Origin of the sequence: Pseudomonas sp. NFACC02, assembly GCF_900110765.1 — a bacterium.
Classification (GTDB): Bacteria; Pseudomonadota; Gammaproteobacteria; order Pseudomonadales; family Pseudomonadaceae; genus Aquipseudomonas.
Genome location: NZ_FOEO01000001.1, coordinates 337,111 through 359,682 on the forward strand (window position 1 = coordinate 337,111; position 22,572 = coordinate 359,682).

A 22,572-nucleotide genomic window follows, 5' to 3' on the forward strand; every position below is an offset into this window, starting at 1 on the left:
AGCCGAACCTGGATCAGCGATTGGACCACCCTTGCACCGTACGGACCAGGTCGGTCAGATCGCGATCTCCGCCGTCCTGCTGCGCGGCAACGTTCCACAGTTGCCGTGCAGCATTGCCAAGCCACATCGGCACCCCCAGCGCCTGGCACTCCTCCACGGCGAGGCCCACGTCCTTGCACACGCTGGACATGGGGAAGCCGAAATCGAAAGTGCCCGGCAACACATGCTTGGGGAATTTGTCCAGCGTCGCGCCGTTCTTGCCGCTGCCAGCGTTGATCACCGCCATCATGACGTCGGGGTCCAGCCCGCCTTTGACGCCCGCGACGAAGGCTTCACTGGTGATCGCAAATGCTGTCGTGGAAAGCATGTTGTTCAGCAACTTCAGCAGTTGGCCTTGCCCAGGCTGCTCGCCGACGATGAACACCTTGCCGAAGACATCGAACAGCGCCCGTACCCGCTCGACGACGTCGGGCTTGCCCGCGATCATCAGCGCCAGCGTACCGTTCTTCGCCCCTGCAGCTCCGCCGCTGACGGGCGCATCGACCGTTTCGATGCCTTTGCTTGCGAGCGCGCTGGCCACTTCCTGCGTGGCGCGCGACCCCACTGTCGACAGGTCCACCAGAACCCTCACCGCACGGCCCTCGATAAGGCCATCGGCCCCCATCGCCACGGCCTTGAAGATCGCCGGGCTGGGCAGGCTGGTGAAGATGACTTCCGCACTGTCGGCCACTTCCCGCACACTGGAGGCCACCTGCGCGCCGAGTGCCGCGAGTTCATCCAGTGCGCTTTGATCCTTGTCGTAGATCACCAGCGAATGCCCGTGTTGCAGCAACCGCCGCGCCATGGGGCGCCCCATGACACCCACCCCGATAAAACCCAGTTGATGCTCGGCCATGATGATTCCTGATAATTAAAGACTGGCCAGGCGCATCAGCGCGCCCGCGTCGGTTGAACGATCCAGCGCCCACAGCGCCTCAAGCAACGGCTGTGGTTCGCAGCCCGAACGGCCGTAGGCGACCAAATCCCGCAATTTGTTTTCCAGAAACTGATCACTCAGCGGCGCGCCCAGACTGCCCAATGACACGTCAATGGTGCGGCTGAGAGGGTCTCGTGATGCGAAGAAAATCCGGACCTGCGCAGACTCCACCGGGCAGTCGGTGTCATCGATGAACTGCAAACGCCCATACAGCGCCCGCAGACGCTGGTCGCTGACCGCGGCGTCGCTGAACTCACCGAGCCCTGCCTTGCCAGTGGCCAGGCTGACGGCGACCGCATGCTGCGCACTGACCTGAGACTGCCGTCCCAGAACGATGTCCGGGCGATCAGTGCGCTGGCGCAGTAACGGATTTCCCGTCAGCTCAATACGCAAGATGTCCTCCAGCGCCCACTGGCGATCCCGCGACATCTCAAGACACGCCTGAATCACCGGATTGAGCACCACGCCGCAGGGATACGGCTTGTAGGTGTTGGCAAGCAACGCCCACGACTCGCCCAGTCCGCTGCTGACTTCGCTGTAGCGAGGCTGCTCGCCGAAGACGTTAAGAAACCCTCGTTCACCCTCCAGCGGTTGCTCGGGCCCGGCGAAACCCTCCTCGGCCAGCAACGCCGACAGCACGCCATTGCGTGCCGCATTGCCGACGCCGATGCTCTTGGCCGCGCTGCCCAGGGTTTCCACCAGTCCCGATGCCTGAGCGCTGGCGTTTCCAAAAGCCCAGACCAGTTGCCGGGCATTGAGCCCGAGCACCTTGCCCACCGCTGCCGCTGCGCCAAACACGCCGCAGGTCGCGGTGATGTGCCAGCCCCGACGGTAGTGCTCCGGGGAAATCGCCATGCCCAACCGGCACTCGACCTCGACCCCCAGCACAAACGCCAGCAATAAATTCTTGCCACTGACCCGCCGGGTTTCAGCCAGCGCGAATAACGCGGCCGCGACAGGCGCCGTCGGGTGAAGGATGGTTGGAATGTGCGTGTCGTCGTAATCGAAGACGTTGGCGCTCATCGCATTCAGAGAGGCCGCATTGAGCAGGTCCATCGACTCACTGCGACCGACCAGGTGGGCCTGATTGCCCGCGTTGTAACGCGAAAACAGCTTCGCAGCCTTGACGACGTCCGGATCACTGCAGCCGGCCATGCAGACGGCGAAATAATTGACCAGCGCCCGCTTGGCTTCATGCCCCACAGACGACGGAATGTCGGCCCAGGTCGTGCGTTCGATGTATTCGGCAAGTGGATGACTTAAGGCGTGGGTCATGCGCTATTCCCGGTGCTTATTGGGGGGCTGGTGTGCGGCGCGCATTTAGCCCGCCATCCATCCATCGTCCACCGGCAGGGTGGCGCCGGTGATGGATGCGGCGGAATCGCTGCACAGGTACACGATCAGATCGGCCACGTGGCTTGCCTCGACAAAGCGCCCGGTGCCCTGTTTGCCATGCAGGAATTCACGCGTGGCGGTTTGCCTGTCCAGCTGCTTCTCCGCCATCAAGGCATTCAAACGGCCTTCGATGTTCGGTGTCAGCACCGACCCCGGACACACCGCGTTGCAGGTAATGCCCTGGCCTTGGGTTTCCACTGCCACGGCTCGGGTCAGGCCCAGCAGCGCGGTCTTGGTGGTGACGTAATCGATGCGGTTGGCGATGGCGCGCGAGCCATAGGCTGAAGACAGGTTGAAGATCCGCCCCCACTGCCGCTCGCGCATGCCTGGCAACACCAACTGGGTAGCACGAAACGCCGCCGTCAGGTTAACCGCCAGCGCCTGATCCCAGCGCTCCAGAGGAAAGGCCTCCAATGGCGCAAAGTGCCGGACCACCGCGTTGTTGATCAACACGTCCACCCGGCCTGCCGCGTTGATGAGCGATTCGATTTCATGGGGGTGGGCGACATCGGCCCTGACGTACCTGACCGCCACATCATGGGCACGCATCAACGCATCGCACGTCTGATGCATCCCGTCAGGATCCGCCAATCCGTGCAGGACCACGTCGAACCCCGCCGCAGCGAGGCCCTTGCCCATTGCCAGACCCAGCCCGTCCGATGACCCCGTCACCAGCGCGACCCGGCCCTTCATACGCGTGGCCCGGGGGAGCCGATGCGCACGGCAAACGAGGGATCACCGGGATCAACGGGCGCGAAGCGATTCATCACGTCCGGGTCGTGCCCTGGCACGGCCACGGCCCCAGGACGTTGCAACCACTCGCGAATCTGCACATAGCCCTGGTACATGTCCGCCAGGCTGTCGAGCACCGCGAACGGCCGGTCCTGCTCAAGCTCTTCGTAATAGTGAATGGCGTCCGAGGCCAGAATCACCGGGCCTTCCGGCATCTCCACGACGACCGCCAGTTGCCCCGGTGTATGCCCGCCAAGTTCGTGCAACTCGATGCCCGGGATCAACGTGGTGCGAGGCTCGTCCAGCAAGGTGATACGGCCGTCCCGGTGCAAGGCCTGAATCCGCTCGATGTCCAGTGGGTCGATGTGATGGGCGTACTGAGGCCGCTTGCCCATGTCGGTGCCCCAGAATTCGAACTCGCGCCGCGACATGACAATGTTGGCGTTGGGGTACAGCCCCAGATTGCCAGCGTGGTCGTAGTGCGCGTGGGTCAGCACCAGCAGCTTGACCTCCAGTGGATCGATGCCCAACCGGGCAAGCGCGTCGGCCGGCGCGATGACGGGCTGTCGGCGCCGAGCAATCGCCGCCTCCGGGCTGAACCCGGTGTCGATGACGATGGTCTGCCCGGCATTGCGGAAGATCCAGAAAAAATAATCCATGGTGATGTCCGCGTCTGGCTCACGGTACGCGCGGAAGTTGTAATAGCACTCGCTCTTGGTGGTCTGGCGCGTGCCATAGCGGACGATGATGACCTCTGGATCGATCCAGTCAGGCGGGGTTGGGGTTGATTGATTGCTCTTTGATGGCGTGTCCATAAAACAACTCCAGATAAAAACCGGGCAGATTCAGCAGCGAGGTCCCGACAATTGGCGATCACCCGGTGGGACGGCGGTTCGCTTCCCCCAGCGCCTGTTCAAGCATGGGCGCCGCTTCCAGCGCGCCGTGGATGCCGATGACGCTGACGATCTCCAGCATTTCCATGATGTCTTCCCTGGTCGCGCCATAGCGCAAGGCATTGCGCATGTGCAGCTTGAGGCCCGGCACGTACAGGTGCGTAGCGGCTGCATCGAATGCGCAATACATCAGCTCTTTGACCTTGGGTTCCAGCACGCCGGTGCGCCACGGCACGGATGAAAATTCGACGTACGCCTCGAACAGTTCCGGGTCCAGTTCAAGCAACCCTTCCCACGACGAATGCCAGTAACCCCGGTTGTCGATGAAACTGGACTTGAGCGCTTCCCGACGGGCATCGAGCGGCTCGGGACCGTCACGCATGCCCTCTTCCTCCAGCACCTCGAGCAACACTGGCACACCGACATTGGACGCGTGAATGCCCACGGTGCTGATCAGTTCAAGCACTTCGGTCAACTCTTCACGTGTTGCGCCATGCTGGACGGCGACACGCAGATGCTCCTGGATGCCGGGGCGGTACAAGTGCGTGGCCGCGGCATCGGCGGCGATAGCAATGAACGCCTTGACCTTGGCGGGCAGGTGATTCTTCTGCCACGGCACGGCAGCGAAACCGGCGTAGGCCTCGACGAAGCCGGGGTCCAGCCTGAGCAGGCTGTCCCACGCCAGGTTCCACGTACCGCCACTGCAGGCAAAGGCGCCTTTGGCCTTTTGCTGTTTTTCTGTGAGGTTCATCAGTCGGGACTCCTCAATCCGCCGAACGCAGGTAATCCGTGTCCGCCACCGCTTCCTGCCAAACGGTCTTGCCGATGGAGGTCGCCGTGTGAACCATGAAATTTTTGGTATTGGCGCCATGCCAGTGGCGTTCGTTCGGACCGATCCACACGGTGTCGCCCTGGCGGATCGCCTGCGGTTCACCGCCTTCCAGGCAAATCCAGCCGCTGCCGGCGGCCACATACAGCACTTGCCCCTGTTCGTGGTAATGCCAGTAGGTGCGGGCGCCCGGATTGAATGACACGTTATTGATCGTCACCCCATCGGTGGCGGGCATCACCGGGTCAGCCCAGACCACGCCCGTGAAGGTACTTGTACGTTGCTCTGAAACGGCGCCTTCGACGCTGCCGTGAAAAACCTTCATGCGTTCTCTCCTGTGTTCAGTGCTTGACGCGATTCGTGCAGGCGCACCCCACCAGACATGTCACCGATGGCATCCACCACGCGATTGCTGATCAGGTCGCCATAACCCAGCGCGGTCTGCAGGCCGAAACTGGCCAACGGCCCGGACGCATTGAGCGAAGCGACCCCCAGTTCACGAACGCGGTCCAGGTACAGCACCACGTCCTTGCTCATCAATTTGCCGGTCAGCCCACCTTCCAGGTAGTTGCCGTCGACGATGTGCGGGAATCGATTGAGCGTGGCGAAGTTCACCCCGCTGCTGCTGTTCAACACCTCGAGCAGTCGATGCAGGTCCAGCCCGGCTTTCTTGCCAGCGACCATCACCTCCGCTGTCGCGGCGAGGCTCACCGCATTGAGGAAGTTATTCAGCAATTTGGTCGTGTGCCCGGCGCCGCTCTCCCCCATCAAAAAGACCTTGCTGGCGATGGGCTTGAACACCCATGCCAGCGCATCGACGGTGCCGGCATCGCCACCGACCATCAGCGTCAATGCACCCTTCTCGGCCGCTGCCGCACCGCCGGAAATCCCGGCATCGATGTACTGCACACCGCGCTCGGCAAACAGACCGTTCAGGCGCAGGGTCGAACTGGCCGCTGCGGTGCTGAGGTCGACGACGACCTGGCCTTCCCGGCAATGCGCGAGCAGCCCTTGCGGACCCTCGACGACCGCCTCGACGACCTTACTGTCCGGCAGCGACAGCAACACCACGCCGGCCTCCGCCGCAACGTCGGCGATCGAGGCCGCCACCCGTGCCCCCGCCGCCGCTATTCGCTGGGCGTCGGTGTCATAACCGAGCACATCCAGACCGGCATTCACCAGGCAGCGCGTCATGCGCCCGCCCATGTTGCCCAGACCGATGAAGCCCAATGTCTTGTTGTTCACGACAGCTCTCCTCAAGCGCTCACGGTGGGGTGAGCCTTAGAAATCCACGTCTTTGGTTTCCGGCCCCATGTAGGCGCCGATGGTTGCAATCACACCGCCGACGACCAGCAACACGGCGGGCGTGACGGAAAACGGCATGAACTCGCCCAGCCAGGCCATATAGAAGGCGTAGAACGATGGAATGATCACCGACAGGCTGAACCCGACACCGAACCCGGTGGCGCGTACGTCGGTCACGAAACGCTCGTTGATGTAGGTCACGATCACACCCCAGGGTGCAGTGACCAGCACCGACAGTACGCAGACGAGCGTAATGATCACCGGCAGCGAAAGCCCCTGGACGTTGGCAAGGACGTACATGATGGCGGCCCCGACGGTGGCAATGATCGGCCCCAGGGTGATGAAGAAACGACGGCGCCCGATTTTCTGCCCGATCATTCCCGAACCGATGTAACTGAAGAACAGCACCGCATAGGCGATCAGCAACGTGCCCGTGACCTCCATCCCTGACAGGTGCAGGATGTTTCTCAGCAGGCCGGTGGGCAGGAAGATGGTGATGATGTTCTGGGTCAGCCAGAAGCCGGTCATCATCAGCAGCACCTGCAGCAGGTTGCGCCCGCTCTTGCCTTTGAGCAGGTCGGTCAGCGGCAGCTTTTCACGAGGCTTGTTACCGGTTTCGCTCTCCCAGATCTCCGATTCCGACACCGCGTACACGTAGTACAGCGCCAGCACGCCGGCAAGCACCGCGCCGATCACGAACGGAATCCGCCAGCCCCACTGTACGTAAGGCGAGCCAGGGCCATCGAGCGGGAAAAGCATGAACATCAGCATCGCCACCAGGTTGATGCTCACATACGCCAACGGGAACCCGGCAATGATCAGACCGCCGACAAAACCGCGCTGATGCTTTTTGGAATACTCGATGGCCAATGGCATCGCACCGGTGTAGCCACCGCCGAGGAAAATCCCGTCGACAAAACGCAGCAACACCAGGGCCCAGTACGACGCGATGCCGATGGTTTCGTAACCGGGCAGCAGCGCAATCAACAACGTGACCACGCCAAAACCGGACACCGAATAAATCGACGCCATGCGCCGTCCGGTCTTGTCGGCGATCATGCCGAACAGTAACGCACCAATCGGACGGCCCAGCAGCGTGGTGATGAACACCAGTGACGCGAGAATCGCGGCCATGCCTGGCGACAACTGAGCGGGCTGGAAGAAAAACAGCACCGGGGACAACACCACCACCGGCAAATAAATGTCGAACATGTCGATGTATTCGGAGAAAAACGCGCCCTTGATGGCGTTCCTTCTTTTCTTCTCGATCGACTGATCGGTTTCAGCCACCGATCTGGCTGGGGCATAGGTGCTCATGACGTTTCCTTATAGTTATTGTCGGACGCAAGCATGGAGGGGTGGTGCGGGATTCAGCCTTTGGAGGTCTCGGCGTCCCAGGCCTTGATGGCGTCCGACGCCACGCGAAAGGCCGCAAGACCCAGCGGCGCGCCGCAATACACCGCCGCCTGCATCAGCACCGCGCGAATCTCTTCCCGCGTCACCCCGTTGCGCAACGCGCCGCGCACATGAACGGCGAGTTCATGGTGCTGACTCATCGCGGTGAGCATGGCGATGTTGATGATGCTGCGGGTCTTGAAGGGCAATGTCGGATCACCCCAGACTTCACCCCAGCAGTATTCGGTGACCAGCTTCTGCATTGGCCGATTGAAATCGTCGGCGGCTTCCCAGGATTTCTCGACGTGGCGGTCGCCCAGTACTTCCTTGCGGTTATTGAAGCCATGATTGAAACGTTCGTTGCTGTCCATCATTGCCACCTCTTCGTACGATCGACTGATTGTCATACAGTTAAAACGGCTAAATTTTTTTGAGTCGCGGGTTCGCGCCCTGCGCCAAGCCCGGTGCGTGGGCTCAGGCGCCGTAGCCCACCAGTGACTTCACTTCCAGGTATTCGCGAAAACCATACTCGCCCCATTCGCGACCGTTGCCGGAGCGCTTCACGCCGCCGAACGGCGCCGCAAAATCGGCGGGCGGATAATTCAGGTGGACGCTGCCCGCCTGCAATTGCCGCGCAACCTCGCGCGCACGCTGCTGATTGGCCGATTGCACATAGGCGGCCAATCCGTAGTGGGTGCCGTTGGCGATGGCAATGGCTTCGGCTTCCGAGTCATAGGGGATCATCGACAAGACCGGCCCGAAAATTTCTTCCTGGGCAATGCTCATCTGCGGACTGACGTAGGCAAACACAGTGGGTCTGGCGTAATAGCCCTTATCGATGCCCTCCGGCAGACCGACGCCGCCGGTGACCAGTTGCGCCCCTTCGTCAATGCCGTTCTGAATCATCGCTTGCACCCGGCGAAACTGAGCGCGATTGACCAGCGGACCCAGCTGGGTGCTTTCATCGCTCGTGTCGCCCATGCGATAGCCCTCGGCCGCGACTCTGGCGATCTGAATGGCAGGATCCATGAGCGAACGCGGGACCAGCATGCGGGTTGGAATCGAGCACGACTGACCGCTATTGGTGAAGCATGCCGCGACGCCGCGGGTCACAGCGTCCTGAAGATTGACGTCGTCGAGCAGAATATTCGCCGACTTGCCACCGAGTTCCTGCGCGACGCGCTTGACGGTGTCTGCGGCCGACCTGGCCACCAGGACGCCCGCGCGGGTCGAACCGGTGAACGAGAGCATGTCGATGTCGGGGTGCGACGACATCGCTGCACCCACGCCGGGGCCGTCGCCATTGACCAGATTGAAGACCCCGGCAGGCACGCCCGCTTCATCCAGCACTTGCGCAAACAACAGGCTGCTCAGCGGCGAATATTCACTGGGTTTGAGCACCATGGTGCAACCGGCGGCCAGCGCCGGACCGACTTTGACCACGATCTGATTGATCGGCCAGTTCCAGGGAGTGATCAGACCGCAGACACCGACCGGTTCGTGACGTATCAATGTGCTGCCCCGCGCCTCTTCAAACGCAAAGTGCTGCAGCACATCGATCAACTGGTTCAAGTGCAGCCAGCCGCGCGGCACCTGGAATGATCGGGAAAAGGTTATGGGCGCGCCCATTTCCTGGCGCATGGCCTGAGCGAACTCCTCCTGGCGACGCTCATAGATCGAGACGATGCGCTTGAGCAATGCAATGCGTTCGGCCACGCTGGTTTGCGAGAACCCCGGCAGGGCCTTGCGCGCAGCGGCCACCGCGCGATCGACGTCGCGGGCGTCCCCCAACGCCAGCCGCTCGACCACGGCCTCGGTGGCCGGGTCAATGACGTCGAACCAGGTGGGCGATGCGGGCTCGACCCAGCGGCCGTCTATATAGAAGCAGTCTGCACGGGACATTTACTCGCCTCCTCGCTCGCCTTCCTTCGCGAGCATGCGGTACATCTCGGTGTGATCCGTGGTGGGTGTTGCCTCCTGCGCCACCTCGTTCCACACCGCGATTGCGCTTTTGCCGAAGGTCAGCGGGTAATCCAGCGCGTCGGACAGGCCTTTGGCAATCTTCAGGTCCTTGTTCATCAGCAGCATGGAAAACCCGGAACCGAACGTGCCGCTGAGCATGAACTGCCTGGCCTTGTTCAACGAGGTGTTGGTGCCGCCGCTCGACGCGTTGAGCACATCGACCATGACGTCCGGCTCGATACCAAAACGCTTGGCCACGTGTAACGCTTCGACGGTCGCCATAAGCCCTGCCGCAGAGACGAAGTTGTTCAGGGCCTTGGCCGCGTGACCGGCACCGGCGTCGCCAATGTGCAGGATGTTTTTGCCCATGGCCTCCAGCACCGAGCGACAGCGTTGCATGACCGTTTCGTCACCGCCAACGAGAATGGCCAGGCTGCCATCCACCGCACGCTTCACCCCACCGGACACCGGGGCGTCGAGGTATTCAAGGTTGAGGGCTTTGAGCGTATGAGCCAGTTCGCGGGACCGTGCCGGCTCCGAAGAGCTCATGTCGATCACCACCGCACCGGCCTTCAGGTGCGCCGCCCAGCCGCCGTCGCCCAGCAGCACGCTTTCAACGATGGCCGAGTTGGGCAGCATGGTGATCAAGACATCGAGGGTATTGGCGTTTTCTGCGGTTAACACGGAGGCATTCAGGGTAGCCTGTACATCGCGCAGCCGTGCGGGGTCCGCGTCCGCGAGAAACAGTTGAAAACCGGCCTTGGCCAGGCAGGACGTCATCGGCAGGCCCATCATGCCCAGTCCGATGAAGCCGATTCGTTGCGGTTGCGTCATGTTCGTGCCCTTTGATTTTTATGTTTTTGTCAAACGGGTCGAAGGCGATGTCACGCAGTGTTCTGGAACGGTGACCTGCGCCAGCAGTTGCGACAAAACTATAGGATTGTCATACAGTCGGTCAATAGGCTAATTTACGGTTTCTACCAACGGCACCTTTGAGGAGTTGAACGAAATGATTGTCGAATGGCGCACCTATCACTGTGCACCGGGTCGTCTGTCCGCCCTGCACGAGCGCTTCACCAGCACCACCCTGGGGTTCTTCGAGAAATACGGGATCAAACAGATCGGTTTCTGGACCAACCTGACCGGGTCAACCAATCAGTCGCTGACCTACCTGCTGCAATGGGAAAGCCTGGCTGAGCGCGAGGCGAAGTGGAATGCGTTTCAGAGCGATGCCGAGTGGATCGCCAAACGGGCGGCAAGTGAAGCGCAGGCGATTATCGTGGAGCGGATCGAGACACAGTTCCTGGCGCCGACGGCTTATTCAGCGCTGCGTTGAATCTGGCCGATAGAGCGAGCACTCGATAGTCTCGAAGCCGCAGGTGCCCAGGTTCGGTCTGATGGCCGAAACCGGGGCCCTCACCGGGGAACGAAATCGATAGAGAAACGGCTCAAAAGAGGCCTGTCACTGCGCCGAATGCCCCGCATCCGCCGCCAGCAGCTCCAGCACATTCTTCGACGCATTCTCAACGTGCAACAACGCCGCCGCACACGCACCGTCTTCATCCCGCAATTGAATGTTGCGCACGATTTCCTGAAGCTCGGCCAAGGTGTGCGGCATCCGCCCTTCCCGGCCCAACGACAGCGCGCGAAGCAGACTCACGCGGTTGTTCAACTGCTCCAGCATGCCGCCGACCACCCGGCTCTGCTCGATGTCCAGCAGCACATGGTAGAAACGCCGCTTGATGTCCAGCAACGCCGCGCCGTCGAGGGTCGCGGTGTGAGACTGCTCGACGAACTCATCGAACACCTCAGCCAGTTCGCGAACGTCCTCGTCGCTGGCATGGCGGACGAAATTGCGTACCGCCAACACTTCCAGCGCACCCCGCACGTCGTAAATCTGCACCGCATCCTTGGCATCCACCGACGCGACGTACGCACCACGGTGTGGCACCTGCTCCACAAGCCCTTCGGCTTCGAGCTGGCGCAAGGCCTCACGCAGCGAAGTGCGGCTGACGTCCAGCGCGGTGTACAGCTGCTGCTCCACCAGTCGATCACCGGGCTTGAAACGGCCCGAGATGATTTCATTGCGCAGTGCATCCTGCACTTGATGCCGCAAAGACGACGCCTGGCGTTGTACTTTCATGCTGTATTCCCGAAGACCTATGAATTTCATGGCGGCCCCCCTTCTCGAGGAAGAAGACGCCGAATCGAATCTGGCGGCCGATCATCATGACCTGGCCCGCCAGAAGCAATCGTATTGTATTACAGGCCTTTTCGGAAAAATAAATCGGTCTTCGTCCACGGTGGCACCGCACCTGTTCTGGAACGCGGTTCGTCAGCGGAATTCACCACACCGCAATCGTCGAATCCGCCCTCGGCTCGGTCCCTCCACACAACACGCCGCTGACGGGATCACGCACGATGATCTGCCCGCGACCGTAATCGGTGGAATCGAAGGCGATGCTGATGTCGTGCCCTCGCCTGGCCAGCCCGGCGGCCAGATCCTTCGAGGCGCCCTGTTCAACCCCGATTTTCAGGCCGCCCAGCCACTGCCAGCGCGGTGCGTCCAGCGCCGCCTGCGGGTTGAGGCCGAAATCCACCAGGTTCATCACCATCTGCACATGCCCCTGCGGCTGCATGTAACCGCCCATGACACCAAAAGGACCGACTGGCTGATCGTCCTTCGTCAGGAAGCCCGGAATGATCGTGTGGAAGGTTTTCTTGCCCGGCGCCAGGCAGTTGGCGTGGCCCGGATCGAGGCTGAATTCCTGCCCGCGATTCTGCAAGGCAAGGCCGCTGTCCGGCAGTACCACGCCAGAGCCGAAGCCGTGATAGTTGCTTTGAATGAACGACACCATGTTGCCCTCGGCATCGGCCGTCGCCAGGTACACCGTGCCACTGGCCAGAGGATCGCCTGGCTTGGGCGCCTGCGCCTGATCGCCGATCAATGCCCTTCGTTCGTCGCTGTAGCGCTCACTCAACAAGTCGGCCACCGCCACACGCATGTGATCTGGATCGGTGATGTGGTGCAAGCCGTCGCTGTATGCCAGCTTCATGGCCTCCAGTTGCCGATGCCAGGTCAGTTGACTGTCGCGATGATCGAAGGCGAAGCCCTCGAGGATCTTCAAGGTCATCAGTGCGACCAGCCCTTGGCCGCTGGGCGGAATCTCCCAGACGTCGTAGCCGCGATAACGGACGTTGATGGGATCGACCCATTGCGCACGGAAACCCGCCAGGTCTTCAGCCCTCAAAAAGCCACCGGTCGCGCGGGAATGCGCGTCGAGTCGCTGTGCCAATGCACCGCGATAGAGGCTTTCGCACTCGGTCGCCGCCAGTTCTTCCAGGGTGTTCGCCTGGGCCGGATTGCGAAACAGCTCCCCGGCCTTCGGCGCGCGTCCGTCGATCAGAAAGGTCTGGAACCAGCTGTCCATCACCGGATCGCGATGGGCACTGAACTCGTCGAACGCGATTTGCCATTGATGGGCAACCACCGGTGACAGCGGAAACCCGTCGCGGGCCAGGCTGATTGCCGGTTGCAGGAGTTGGGCGAACGGCAGCTTGCCGAAACGCCGGGACAGTTCTGCCCAGGCCGACGGACAGCCGGGCACGGTGACCGGCGTCCAGCCGTACATCGGCATCTGTTCATGCCCGGCGGCTTTAACCGCCTCGACACTCAAGGCCGCAGGCGCATGGCCGTTGGCGTTCAACCCGTGTAACCGACCCTTGCTCCAGACCAGCGCGAAGGCGTCGCCGCCAATCCCGCAGCCGGTCGGCTCGACTACGGTTAACGCCGCCGCGGTGGCAATCGCGGCATCGATTGCGTTGCCGCCCTTTTGCATGACTTCAATGCCCGCCTGTGCCGCCAGCGGTTGAGAGGCGGCGACCATGCCACGTCGGGCGAACACGCTCTGACGTTGCGAGGGATAGGGGTATTCATGAGCAGAAAATTTCAACATGACGAACGCTCTTCAGAAAACTGGATTCATTGCCCGGATTTGATGCGGTTCCATTCCCGTGTGATCAGCCGCTGGATGTTGTCCGGCAGATCCGCGGAAACAAAGGCTTTGCTGATCACGTCATCCCCCGGATAGATGCCCGGATTGCCGCTGACCTTCGGGTCCATCAAGGTGGTGGCGTCGGTGTTGGGGTTGGCGTACCCCACGTAATCACTCACCGAGGCAATGACCTGCGGGCGCAGCAGGTAGTTGATGAACGCATGGGCGTTGGTCACGTTGGCAGCATCCTTGGGGATCGCCAGCATGTCGAACCACAGGTTCACCCCTTCCTTGGGGATTAGGTAGCGGATGTCGACGTTCTTGCCGGCTTCTTTGGCGCGGGTCTGGGCCTGCATCACATCGCCGGAATAGCCGACCGCCACGCAGATATCACCGTTGGCGAGGTCAGCCGTGTATTTGGACGAATTGAAGTAGGTCACCGACGGGCGCAACTTCATCAGCAAAGCCGAGGCCTTTTTGTAGTCGTCGGGCTTCACACTGTTGGGGTCCAGGCCCAAATACAGCAGGGTCTGGGGAATGATCTTCACCGGCGCATCGAGAAACGCCACGCCGCAACGCTTGAGTTTGGCCAGATTGTCCGGGTTGAGCACCATCGACCACGAATCCAGCACCGCTTCCTTGCCCAGCACCGCCCGCACTTTTTCCTCGTTATAACCAATACCGACCGTGCCCCACATGTACGGCACGGCATACCGATTACCTGGGTCGGCGGCCTCCAGACGCTTCATCAACCGAGGGTCCAGGTGATTCCAGTTGGACAGCAAGGACCGCTGCAACGGCTGGTAGGCGCCCGCCCGGATCTGCTTGGACAGAAACTGACTCGAAGGCACCACAAGGTCGTACCCCGAATGCCCTGACAGCATCTTCGCCTCAAGCATTTCGTTGGTGTCGAAGATGTCGTACTGGACCTTGATCCCGCTGTCCTTTTCAAAGTTTTTCAGGGTGTCGGGCGCAATGTAGTCAGACCAGTTATACATCTTCATCACGCCGTCGGCGGCATGCGCCGCTGGCAGGAACGCAACAGAGCACCACGCAGCGGCAAAGCAGAATGAACGCATGACGATTTCCTTGTAAGCGTTACAACACGCGGCTGAGAAAGGCTTGGGTACGGGGATGGACAGGACGACTGAAAATCTGTTCGGGCGGCCCCTGTTCGATCAGTTCGCCCTGATCAAGCACCACCACGCGGTCGGCGACTTCGCGGGCAAAGCCCATTTCGTGGGTCACGACCACCATGGTCATGCCGTCCTCGGCAAGGGCCTTCATGACCTGCAGCACCTCGCCGACCGTTTCCGGATCGAGCGCACTGGTCGGTTCGTCGAACAACAGGGCTTTGGGCTTCATGGCCAGCGCGCGGGCAATCGCCACCCGCTGCTGCTGACCACCGGACAGCATCGAAGGGTAATGCCCGGCTTTGTCCGCCAGGCCGACCCGGGCCAGCAGCTCACGCCCCTGCGTCAGCGCTGCCTCACGAGCAACGCCCAGCACATGAATGGGCGCTTCGATGATGTTTTCCAGCGCGGTCATGTGCGCGAACAGGTTGAAGCGCTGGAAAACCATGCCGATATCACGCCGCTGGCGAGCGATGTTGCGTTCCGAGTCGCGGACCAGACTGCCATCAGCACGTTCGCGATACCCCATGGGCTGGCCATTGACCCGAATGCGTCCGGACTGGATGTCCTCCAGCAGGTTGATACAGCGGATAAACGTGGTTTTGCCCGAGCCCGAAGCGCCGATCAGCACCACCACCTCCCCGCGACGCACCTGCAGGGAAATGCCCTTGAGGATTTCCAGATCGCCGAAGGACTTGTGAACGTCCAGCGCCTCGATGATCAGTTCTTCACTTTGATGCGCCATCTCAACGCCCCCTCAACAGTTTCATCGCACTGCGGCCAAACATGCGTTTCGCCGCCGGAGGTTGACGATCGGACTGGCCGAAACGCTGTTCCAGCCAACGCTGGAAAAAGCCCCATAGCGTGGTAAGCATCAGGAAATAGATCGCGACCACCAGGTACAGCTCGAAAACACGGAACGTTGCCGACGTCACCATCTGCGTGCTCAACAACAGCTCCTGTACGCCGATCACACTGACCAGCGTGGTGTTTTTCAGCATCACGTTGAACTCGTTGCCCAGCGGCGGGACGATCACCCGAAAGGCCTGTGGCAGTACGATGCGGCGCATCAGCTTGCCGAACGTCATGCCCAGAGAGCGACCGGCCTCGTACTGCCCCTTGTCCACCGCGCCGATGCCTGCACGAATGATTTCGGCCATATAGGCGCCTTCATTCAGCCCCAGGGCTATGATCGCCGCCTGGATGTTACCCGGCACGGTAAACCAGCCCAGATCGATGTCTTCGAAACGGAAAATGCCGCCTGCCGCCAAGGCGGTGTAGAGGAAGACGATCTGCACCAGCAGCGGCGTACCGCGCATCAACCAGACGTAAAAACGGACCGGCAGGTTCAGCAACGGATTCTTCGACAGGCGCATCAACGCGGCGATCAGGCCCAGGCTGCACCCGAGCAGCATCGCCAGCACGCTGATCAGGCACGTCAGCCACAACCCCGTGAGGTAGACACCGCTGGGCTGCAACAGGTACTGCCAGAACACTTCCCAATTGAAATTCATCGGTTTATTCCGCTCTGTCAGGGCTCAATCGAGCTTGTCGCTTTCGACGTGCCATTTGGCAAGCAGCTGCGTGTAGCTGCCGTCGCTGCGCATGTCGCTGATCACTTGCTGCACCGCGGCGGTCAGCTGCGGATCGTCCTTGCGAATGCCCAACCCGGTGAGAATCCGGCTGAAAGCAGGAACACCTTCCTGAAACAGATCGGGTGCCATGTTGGCGTAATAGCCAGCGGTTTCCACCGTGGTGCCGTAGGCGTCGACCTGATTGATGCGCAGCGCCTGGAAGGCATCGGTGTCGGTGTTGTAGACCACCAGTTTGAGCGGCGTCTTGCCGGCTTTGGTCAGCGACTCGTTCTGCGCGTCGAGCAGGGTTTTGATGGTGGAACCGTTGAGCACCGCGACCTTGTGGCCCGACAGATCGTCCAGCGACTTGATGCCCTTGGGATTGCCTTTGGGCACCACCACCGACTGGCTGGAATACATGTAGTTGACGATGTTGATCACTTCCCGGCGCTCAGGCTTGTCGAAGAGCTGATCGACGATCATGTCGCACTGCTGCGCGAGCAACGCCGGCACCAGGCCGGAGAACGGAATCACCCGCCATTCGACTTTCTTGCCGCCCAGACGCTTGGCGATTTCCACACCGAGGTCGATGGTCAGGCCCACCGGTTTCTGCGTGGCATCGAACGACACCAGCGGTGGCGAATCCATCCCGGAGCAGTACGTGATCTTGTCGACCTTCTGCAGACGGTCCGGCACGGTCGGGTTTGCGAACACCAGCGGCGTACACAGACTCAGGGAAACGAGGGCGGCCAGCGCGGCGGGTTTGTACATGACGAAAGCTCCGATTACGGTGAGAAAGTAAGGGCAGTTCTGAACGTCGATACAGGGTGACCGGGTGTCTCTGGCGGGCTGGTTGCCCGCTTCTGTTTGAATGAATGTCAGGCACTCATGCAGGCTTCTGCTCTTCGAGAAACGCAATCAGGCTGGGAATCGTGCCGTCGATGTGGTCGCGAAGAACCTGCTCCGCCTGATCGGCATCCCCCGCGCGCAGCGCCTCGAGGATCACCGCGTGTTCGTCGCGGGCGCTCAACGGCTTCTCTCCGTGCTCCAGCCAGACCCGCATGTGCGGCTCGATCGCCGTGTACAGCGCAGAAATCTGGCGCATCAGCCGCGCTCGGCCGCTGAGGCTGCAGAGGTATTCATGGAATGCGCGATGGCGCCCTACCCACTCCGAACTGTCGTCGCGGTAATCATCCATGTCGTCGAGCAGGCGCTCCAGATGGACCAGGTGACGCTCGGTGATTTTTGGCACCGCGACCCGAATCGCCAGCCCTTCGAGTGCGCTGCGCATTTCGAACACTTCGCGCATTTCTTCGATATTCAGACCGCTGACCACCGCGCCTCGGTTGGGACGCAAGGTGACAAGCCCATCGGCGGCCAGACGCCTGAACGCCTCGCGCACCGGCATGCGGCTCATGCCGATCTCCGTGGCGATGTCCTCTGCAATTAACCGTTCGCCCATGCGATAGGTGCCCTTACAGATGGCGTCGAGCAGGAAGGCATAGGCCTCTTCTTCGGCAGTGACGGGTTGTCGGCTGGCGTATCCGGGTACGAGTCGCATCGCATTACCTTTTGAATTTTTGTATCCAATCATCCACGGATACACAAAAGCAAAAGCGATGCCAGCTTGGTCAATTGCACCGTAAGCCAATGAAGCCATGAGGAAAGTTGCGCGAATGCGGCGACAGTCACTGACGCAGGACTGCTACCGATTGGATCAGGCGGGGGCATACACGCACAGCCATGAAGCACAGCTGTGCGTTTGGGAAACGAGGAAAGGTGATGGCGAACGGTTACGGGTGACGAATCACCGATTCGATCTGCAGCATGGCGGGCAGCAATGCTTCGGCTAGTTCCTGGGCCTTGGGCGTCGGCTGCATCTTGCGATTGCGCCGCAGGAACAATGGGTCGCCGAAGCACTGGCGCAGACGCACCAGCGATCCACTCACCGCCGGTTGGGTCACACGAAGATGGCGGGCCGCTTCGCTGACGCTGCGTTCCCGGAAGACCACCAGAAAGGTCAGCAGCAGATTCAGGTCAATGCCCAGCAGAATATCTTCATTCAGGGACATGTCAGGTCACCTCGTTCGCGTCGATGACGAAGCTGTTGAACTGGATGTGACTGATCGCCCCGCTCGACAGCAATTCCATGAAACCGGTCAGTTCAGGGTGTGAGAAATGCGCTTGCATCTGGCCTTCGGACCGCCAGTAGCCGCTGACGATCCAGGAGGCGTCGTCATGTTTGCTGGCGGTAAACGTATAGGCGACACACGGGGTCGTGCTGTTCAAGACTTCAAGCATGCGGGGCACGCGTGTGCCGACCTCGCTCGAACGACCTTGAGTGGCGTGTATCTCTACGGTATTGATGGCCGAAACAAGCATCATCCTCTCCTGCGATAAATGATCGGGCAAGTCTGACGACCGGCGGCGCCCGGATAAACCACAGGTTTGGAGTTTCAGCGTTGCGGATTAAGCGACAATTAACCAAGGCGGCTGGCAAACCACAGACATGACCTGCGTGAATCCGCGTGCTGACGGATGCGGGGTGTCAGTGAATGATGATTCCGCTGATCCACCGCATTCGCCAGCACGCCGGCTCCCACAGGTCCGAGGCTGGACCGGGGTCTGAGGGATGGCCTCAAGCTCGTCAACAACGCGGTCCCTGTAGGAGACGTCCGAGGTTACGAGGGCAGCGAACGCGGTGGGTCAGTCACTGTTGATGGTGCTGACCCTCTGCATTCGCCAGCAAGCTGGCTCCTACAGGTCTGCGGTCTGAACTCAGGTTCGTGCCCCACCCCGGCCCCCTGTGGGAGACGTCCGAGGTTACGAGGGTATGGGCCGCAATTCGGACGAACGCGGTGGGTCAGTCACTGTTGATGGTACTGACCCTCTGCATTCGCCAGCAAGCTGGCTCCCACAGAGCTGCGGTTTGGACACAGGTTCGTGCGTCAACCCGGCCCCCTGTGGGAGACGTCCGAGGTTACGAGGGCTGCGAATGCGCTGGGTCAGTCACCGTTGATGGTGCTGACCTGACGCATTGTCGGAATGCCGCCTAGAGCAAGCTCGCTCCCGCAGGTCATGGGGTGTTCACCGGGATACGAGATCAGAACTTGCCTTTCAGGGCTTCAAGCCCGCTGTCGTAGACGCCTTGAATCAGCGCTTCGGCCTCGGCGTCGGAAACGCCGTTCGCGGTAAAAATACTCGACCATTGGACCACTGCCGCGCGTTCGCCGTCGGCCCTGACTTTCAACGTCGCCAGATACCCTGTCACCGGCAATGGACCCTCGGTGATCGAGTAGCTGTAGGTGCGTGCCTGATTATCGTAAGTCTCCAGACGCTCGCTGATCTTCGCGCCGTCCTCGGTGGTCAGGTGGCGAATGCGGCCGCCTTCATCGGACACGCTTTGGGCAATGAACGGCAGCCAGTCGGGCAGCGAAAGAAAACCGCCCACGAGCGCCCAGACTGTGTCCGCCGAAACCGGGATGCGAACGGATGCAGATGCTGTAGCCATGATGAATCTCCAGAAATGGTTCAGATAGCCGGGCTGTCGATGACGACGCTACCACACGCAGGGCAGCCCCGGTGGACGCGGAAGACGGGGGTGATGCCGGGTAGATGGATCACCTCATCCGCATCCGTGGCGCGCTGAATCATAGACGAAGGCGGTGTCGGACGGACGAAGTAAACGACCTTCGCCAACGCGCGACCGGCAGACAGAAAACCCCATGGGAGCGCGCTCATGGGCTCCCATGGGGTTTGAGGATGAACGGCTGGCTCGCTTACTTGGCGGTAAACGCCGAGTAGCTGTTCATCAGGTTGCGGTAGTTCGGGATGCGCTGGGACAACAGGTTGGCCAGGCCTTCCATGTCGTTGCGCCAGTCGCGTTGCAGCTCACACGCCACCGAGAACCAGTTCATCAATTGCGCACCGGCAGCGGTCATGCGCGCCCAGGCGGCTTTCTGTACCACGTCGTTGAAGGTGCCCGAGGCATCGGTGACCACGAACACGTCAAAACCTTCTTCCAGCGCGCACAGCGTCGGGAACGCCACGCACACGTCGGTCACCACGCCTGCGATGATCAGTTGCTTGCGGCCCGTGGCCTTGATCGCCTTGACGAAGTCTTCGTTGTCCCAGGCGTTGATCTGACCTGGACGGGCAATGTAAGGCGCGTCCGGGAACATTTCTTTCAGCTCGGGCACCAGCGGGCCGTTCGGGCCGGTTTCGAAGCTGGTGGTGAGGATGGTTGGCAGTTTGAAGAACTTGGCGCAGTCGGCCAGTGCCAGCACGTTGTTCTTGAATTCGTTGGGCGAGAAGTCCTGCACCAGCGAGATCAGGCCGGTCTGATGATCGACCAGCAGCACGACGGCATCGTTGATATCCAGACGCTTGTAGGGAACGGTCATGGTTGACTCCAGTTAAGTGTGTGACAGGTGTGGGCGAGTGCCAGCGAACTGCGCCGGCGGATAGCCTCGCCGGTGAGTCCCGGCGAGGTGTTTCATGCTCCTTCGGGCCGTGTCGTCAGAACGCGAAGCACGAGCAGCCAAACGCGCCCCAGAATCCCTGGAAGTCGCTGACCGGCACTTTCGATTGACGGGCCTTGTCATGGCTATGGGCATGCACGGCGCAGGGGCCGCTGCACTGGTGAACCGCAGCCGCCATCGGCGCACCCGGACGCCAGTGCCCAGGCACTTTCGCCACCGGGGACCAGTCCGGCAGTACCGGCAGGCTCGGCGGCGACAGTTGATCGAACTCCTGGGTGCCGTAGACCACTTTGCCGTCGACGACCGTCAACACCGACTCGATCCACTTGATCGACTCTTCCGGCACACTGAAGAAGTCCTGCGACAGCGCGACGACGTCAGCCAGTTGGCCGACCTTGATCTGACCCTTCTTGCCCTGCTCGGACGAGAACCAGGCGCTGCCGCGGGTGTACAGCTCGAGCGCAGTCTCGCGAGAAAGCCCTTCGGGGTACAACGCCAGGCCGCCCACGGTACGGCCGCTGACCATCCAGTACAACGAGGTCCACGGGTTGTAGCTGGACACGCGCGTCGCGTCAGTGCCCGCGCCGACCGGCACGCCTTCGGCCAGCATGCGCTTGATCGGTGGCGTGTGTTCGCCGGCCTTGGCGCCGTAGCGCTCGACGAAGTACTCGCCCTGGAAGGCCATGCGGTCCTGGATCGCAATACCGCCGCCCAGCGCTTTGACGCGCTCGATGTTTTTCGGAGTGATGGTTTCGCAGTGGTCGAAGAACCATGGAATGCCGTTGAACGGGATCTCGCGATTGACCTTCTCGAACACGTCGAGCATGCGCGAAATCGACTCGTCGTACGTGGCGTGAAGACGGAACGGCCAGCGGTGCTCGACCAGATGACGCACCACCGGTTCCAGGTCTTGCTCCATGCCCGGCGGCAGGTCCGGACGCGGTTCGAGGAAGTCTTCGAAGTCCGCCGCCGAGAACGTCAACATCTCGCCCGCGCCGTTGTGACGTAGGAAGTCGTCGCCCTGGTGCAACGTGACCGACTGGGTCCAGTTCTTGAAGTCGTTGAGCTCTTCTTTGGGCTTCTGGGTAAACAGGTTGTACGCGATGCGCACGGTCAACTGCCTGGCTTCAGCCAGTTGAGTGATGACGGCGTAGTCATCCGGGTAGTTCTGGAAACCACCGCCCGCGTCGATGGCACTGGTCACGCCCAGACGGTTCAACTCGCGCATGAACTGGCGGGTCGAGTTGACCTGGTATTCAAGCGGCAGTTTGGGACCTTTCGCGAGGGTCGAGTACAGAATCATCGCGTTCGGTTTGGCGACCAGCATGCCGGTCGGATCACCGTTGCTGTCGCGCACGATCTCGCCACCCGGCGGGTTCGGCGTGTCACGGGTATAGCCGGCAACCCGCAGCGCCGCGCGGTTAAGCAACGCGCGGTCATACAGGTGCAGGACGAACACCGGCGTATCGGGCGCTGCCTGGTTGAGTTCTTCGAGGGTGGGCATGCGCTTTTCAGCAAACTGGAATTCGTTCCAGCCACCCACCACCCTCACCCACTGCGGGGTCGGTGTGCGGTCGGCCTGCGCCTTGAGCATGCGCAAGGCGTCGGCCAGCGACGGCACACCTTCCCAACGCAGTTCGAGGTTGTAGTTCAGGCCACCACGAATCAGGTGCAAGTGAGAGTCGTTGAGGCCCGGGATCACCGTGCGCCGGTTCATGTCGATAACCTGAGTCGCACTGCCGCGCAATGACATGATTTCAGCATCGGTGCCGACCGCGACGAACTTGCCGTCGCCGATCGCGACCGCACTGGCCTTGGGTTTTTCCTGATCAACGGTGTGAAAGTTGCCGTTGTAAAGAATCAGATCGACGTTCATGGGGCCTCCGGCGGCTGAAGAGTGAG

The 22,572-nt window shown here is 61.2% G+C and carries 25 protein-coding genes; 1 reads left to right on the forward strand and 24 read right to left on the reverse strand.

The annotated features are described in order from the left end of the window. Positions 1 to 13 precede the first annotated feature (13 nt). From BMY73_RS01685 to BMY73_RS01735, 11 genes are all read right to left on the reverse strand, one after another. Positions 14 to 895, reverse strand: coding sequence for an NAD(P)-dependent oxidoreductase (locus BMY73_RS01685; protein ID WP_092404564.1), 882 nt, complete (start codon positions 893 to 895; stop codon positions 14 to 16). Positions 896 to 910: 15 nt separating this feature from the next. After that, complete coding sequence (locus BMY73_RS01690; RefSeq protein ID WP_092404566.1) at positions 911 to 2,251, reverse strand: MmgE/PrpD family protein; 1,341 nt, start codon at positions 2,249 to 2,251, stop codon at positions 911 to 913. A 45-nt stretch (positions 2,252 to 2,296) separates the two neighbouring features. Then, a complete protein-coding gene (locus BMY73_RS01695) occupies positions 2,297 to 3,064 on the reverse strand; it encodes an SDR family NAD(P)-dependent oxidoreductase (protein WP_092404568.1) in 768 nt (255 codons plus the stop codon). Beyond that, positions 3,061 to 3,918: an N-acyl homoserine lactonase family protein gene (locus tag BMY73_RS01700; RefSeq protein WP_092404570.1), complete on the reverse strand. Its 858-nt coding sequence runs from the start codon at positions 3,916 to 3,918 to the stop codon at positions 3,061 to 3,063. The genes BMY73_RS01695 and BMY73_RS01700 overlap by 4 nt, the downstream gene beginning before the upstream one ends. 58 nt (positions 3,919 to 3,976) lie before the next feature. Continuing rightward, positions 3,977 to 4,747, reverse strand: coding sequence for a carboxymuconolactone decarboxylase family protein (locus BMY73_RS01705; protein WP_092404572.1), 771 nt, complete (start codon positions 4,745 to 4,747; stop codon positions 3,977 to 3,979). A gap of 13 nt (positions 4,748 to 4,760) precedes the next feature. After that, positions 4,761 to 5,150 carry a cupin domain-containing protein gene (locus BMY73_RS01710; RefSeq protein ID WP_092404574.1) on the reverse strand — a complete coding sequence of 130 codons (390 nt, stop codon included), beginning with the start codon at positions 5,148 to 5,150 and terminating at the stop codon, positions 4,761 to 4,763. Then, positions 5,147 to 6,070 (reverse strand): NAD(P)-dependent oxidoreductase, encoded by a 924-nt coding sequence (locus BMY73_RS01715; protein ID WP_092404576.1) that lies wholly within the window; start codon positions 6,068 to 6,070, stop codon positions 5,147 to 5,149. Before BMY73_RS01715 ends, BMY73_RS01710 begins: the two co-directional genes overlap by 4 nt. 36 nt (positions 6,071 to 6,106) lie before the next feature. Then, positions 6,107 to 7,447, reverse strand: coding sequence for an MFS transporter (locus BMY73_RS01720; RefSeq protein WP_092404578.1), 1,341 nt, complete (start codon positions 7,445 to 7,447; stop codon positions 6,107 to 6,109). Positions 7,448 to 7,500: 53 nt separating this feature from the next. Further along, positions 7,501 to 7,896 carry a carboxymuconolactone decarboxylase family protein gene (locus tag BMY73_RS01725; RefSeq protein WP_092404732.1) on the reverse strand — a complete coding sequence of 132 codons (396 nt, stop codon included), beginning with the start codon at positions 7,894 to 7,896 and terminating at the stop codon, positions 7,501 to 7,503. Positions 7,897 to 7,999: 103 nt separating this feature from the next. Next, positions 8,000 to 9,427, reverse strand: coding sequence for an aldehyde dehydrogenase family protein (locus BMY73_RS01730; protein ID WP_092404580.1), 1,428 nt, complete (start codon positions 9,425 to 9,427; stop codon positions 8,000 to 8,002). Continuing rightward, positions 9,428 to 10,321 carry an NAD(P)-dependent oxidoreductase gene (locus tag BMY73_RS01735; RefSeq protein WP_092404582.1) on the reverse strand — a complete coding sequence of 298 codons (894 nt, stop codon included), beginning with the start codon at positions 10,319 to 10,321 and terminating at the stop codon, positions 9,428 to 9,430. It lies immediately after the preceding gene. Between the two features lie 175 nt (positions 10,322 to 10,496). Between BMY73_RS01735 and BMY73_RS01740 the strand changes: the two genes are divergently transcribed. Further along, on the forward strand, positions 10,497 to 10,823 hold the full coding sequence (locus BMY73_RS01740; RefSeq protein WP_092404584.1) for an NIPSNAP family protein: 327 nt from the start codon (positions 10,497 to 10,499) through the stop codon (positions 10,821 to 10,823). Between the two features lie 126 nt (positions 10,824 to 10,949). Here the strand turns inward: BMY73_RS01740 and BMY73_RS01745 are convergent, their stop codons facing one another. The 13 genes from BMY73_RS01745 to BMY73_RS01800 all read right to left on the reverse strand — a co-directional run bounded on the left by BMY73_RS01745 (position 10,950) and on the right by BMY73_RS01800 (position 22,546). Further along, positions 10,950 to 11,630 carry a GntR family transcriptional regulator gene (locus BMY73_RS01745; protein WP_092404586.1) on the reverse strand — a complete coding sequence of 227 codons (681 nt, stop codon included), beginning with the start codon at positions 11,628 to 11,630 and terminating at the stop codon, positions 10,950 to 10,952. Positions 11,631 to 11,832: 202 nt separating this feature from the next. Then, positions 11,833 to 13,443 (reverse strand): gamma-glutamyltransferase family protein, encoded by a 1,611-nt coding sequence (locus BMY73_RS01750; RefSeq protein WP_092404588.1) that lies wholly within the window; start codon positions 13,441 to 13,443, stop codon positions 11,833 to 11,835. A 26-nt stretch (positions 13,444 to 13,469) separates the two neighbouring features. After that, a complete protein-coding gene (locus BMY73_RS01755; protein WP_092404590.1) occupies positions 13,470 to 14,561 on the reverse strand; it encodes a polyamine ABC transporter substrate-binding protein in 1,092 nt (363 codons plus the stop codon). A gap of 19 nt (positions 14,562 to 14,580) precedes the next feature. Continuing rightward, entirely contained in the window at positions 14,581 to 15,360 is a 780-nt protein-coding gene (locus BMY73_RS01760) for an amino acid ABC transporter ATP-binding protein (RefSeq protein WP_092404592.1), read from the reverse strand. A 1-nt stretch (position 15,361) separates the two neighbouring features. Beyond that, entirely contained in the window at positions 15,362 to 16,129 is a 768-nt protein-coding gene (locus tag BMY73_RS01765) for an amino acid ABC transporter permease (RefSeq protein ID WP_062389110.1), read from the reverse strand. Positions 16,130 to 16,153: 24 nt separating this feature from the next. Then, positions 16,154 to 16,960 carry an ABC transporter substrate-binding protein gene (locus BMY73_RS01770; protein ID WP_062389113.1) on the reverse strand — a complete coding sequence of 269 codons (807 nt, stop codon included), beginning with the start codon at positions 16,958 to 16,960 and terminating at the stop codon, positions 16,154 to 16,156. A gap of 115 nt (positions 16,961 to 17,075) precedes the next feature. After that, positions 17,076 to 17,750 (reverse strand): GntR family transcriptional regulator, encoded by a 675-nt coding sequence (locus tag BMY73_RS01775; RefSeq protein ID WP_062389116.1) that lies wholly within the window; start codon positions 17,748 to 17,750, stop codon positions 17,076 to 17,078. A gap of 232 nt (positions 17,751 to 17,982) precedes the next feature. Beyond that, entirely contained in the window at positions 17,983 to 18,261 is a 279-nt protein-coding gene (locus BMY73_RS01780) for a helix-turn-helix domain-containing protein (RefSeq protein WP_092404594.1), read from the reverse strand. A gap of 1 nt (position 18,262) precedes the next feature. After that, a complete protein-coding gene (locus tag BMY73_RS01785) occupies positions 18,263 to 18,571 on the reverse strand; it encodes an antibiotic biosynthesis monooxygenase (RefSeq protein WP_092404596.1) in 309 nt (102 codons plus the stop codon). A gap of 721 nt (positions 18,572 to 19,292) precedes the next feature. Beyond that, the gene (locus tag BMY73_RS01790; RefSeq protein WP_092404598.1) at positions 19,293 to 19,700 is read right to left on the reverse strand and encodes an SRPBCC family protein; all 408 of its coding nucleotides are present in this window, start codon (positions 19,698 to 19,700) and stop codon (positions 19,293 to 19,295) included. 20 nt (positions 19,701 to 19,720) lie between these two features. Beyond that, positions 19,721 to 19,930, reverse strand: a complete 210-nt coding sequence (locus BMY73_RS27745) for a hypothetical protein (protein WP_139214065.1) — start codon at positions 19,928 to 19,930, stop codon at positions 19,721 to 19,723. A 38-nt stretch (positions 19,931 to 19,968) separates the two neighbouring features. Next, positions 19,969 to 20,592, reverse strand: a complete 624-nt coding sequence (gene ycaC, locus BMY73_RS01795; RefSeq protein ID WP_062389129.1) for an isochorismate family cysteine hydrolase YcaC — start codon at positions 20,590 to 20,592, stop codon at positions 19,969 to 19,971. Positions 20,593 to 20,707: 115 nt separating this feature from the next. Further along, the gene (locus BMY73_RS01800) at positions 20,708 to 22,546 is read right to left on the reverse strand and encodes an amidohydrolase (RefSeq protein WP_092404734.1); all 1,839 of its coding nucleotides are present in this window, start codon (positions 22,544 to 22,546) and stop codon (positions 20,708 to 20,710) included. Positions 22,547 to 22,572: the final 26 nt, after the last annotated feature.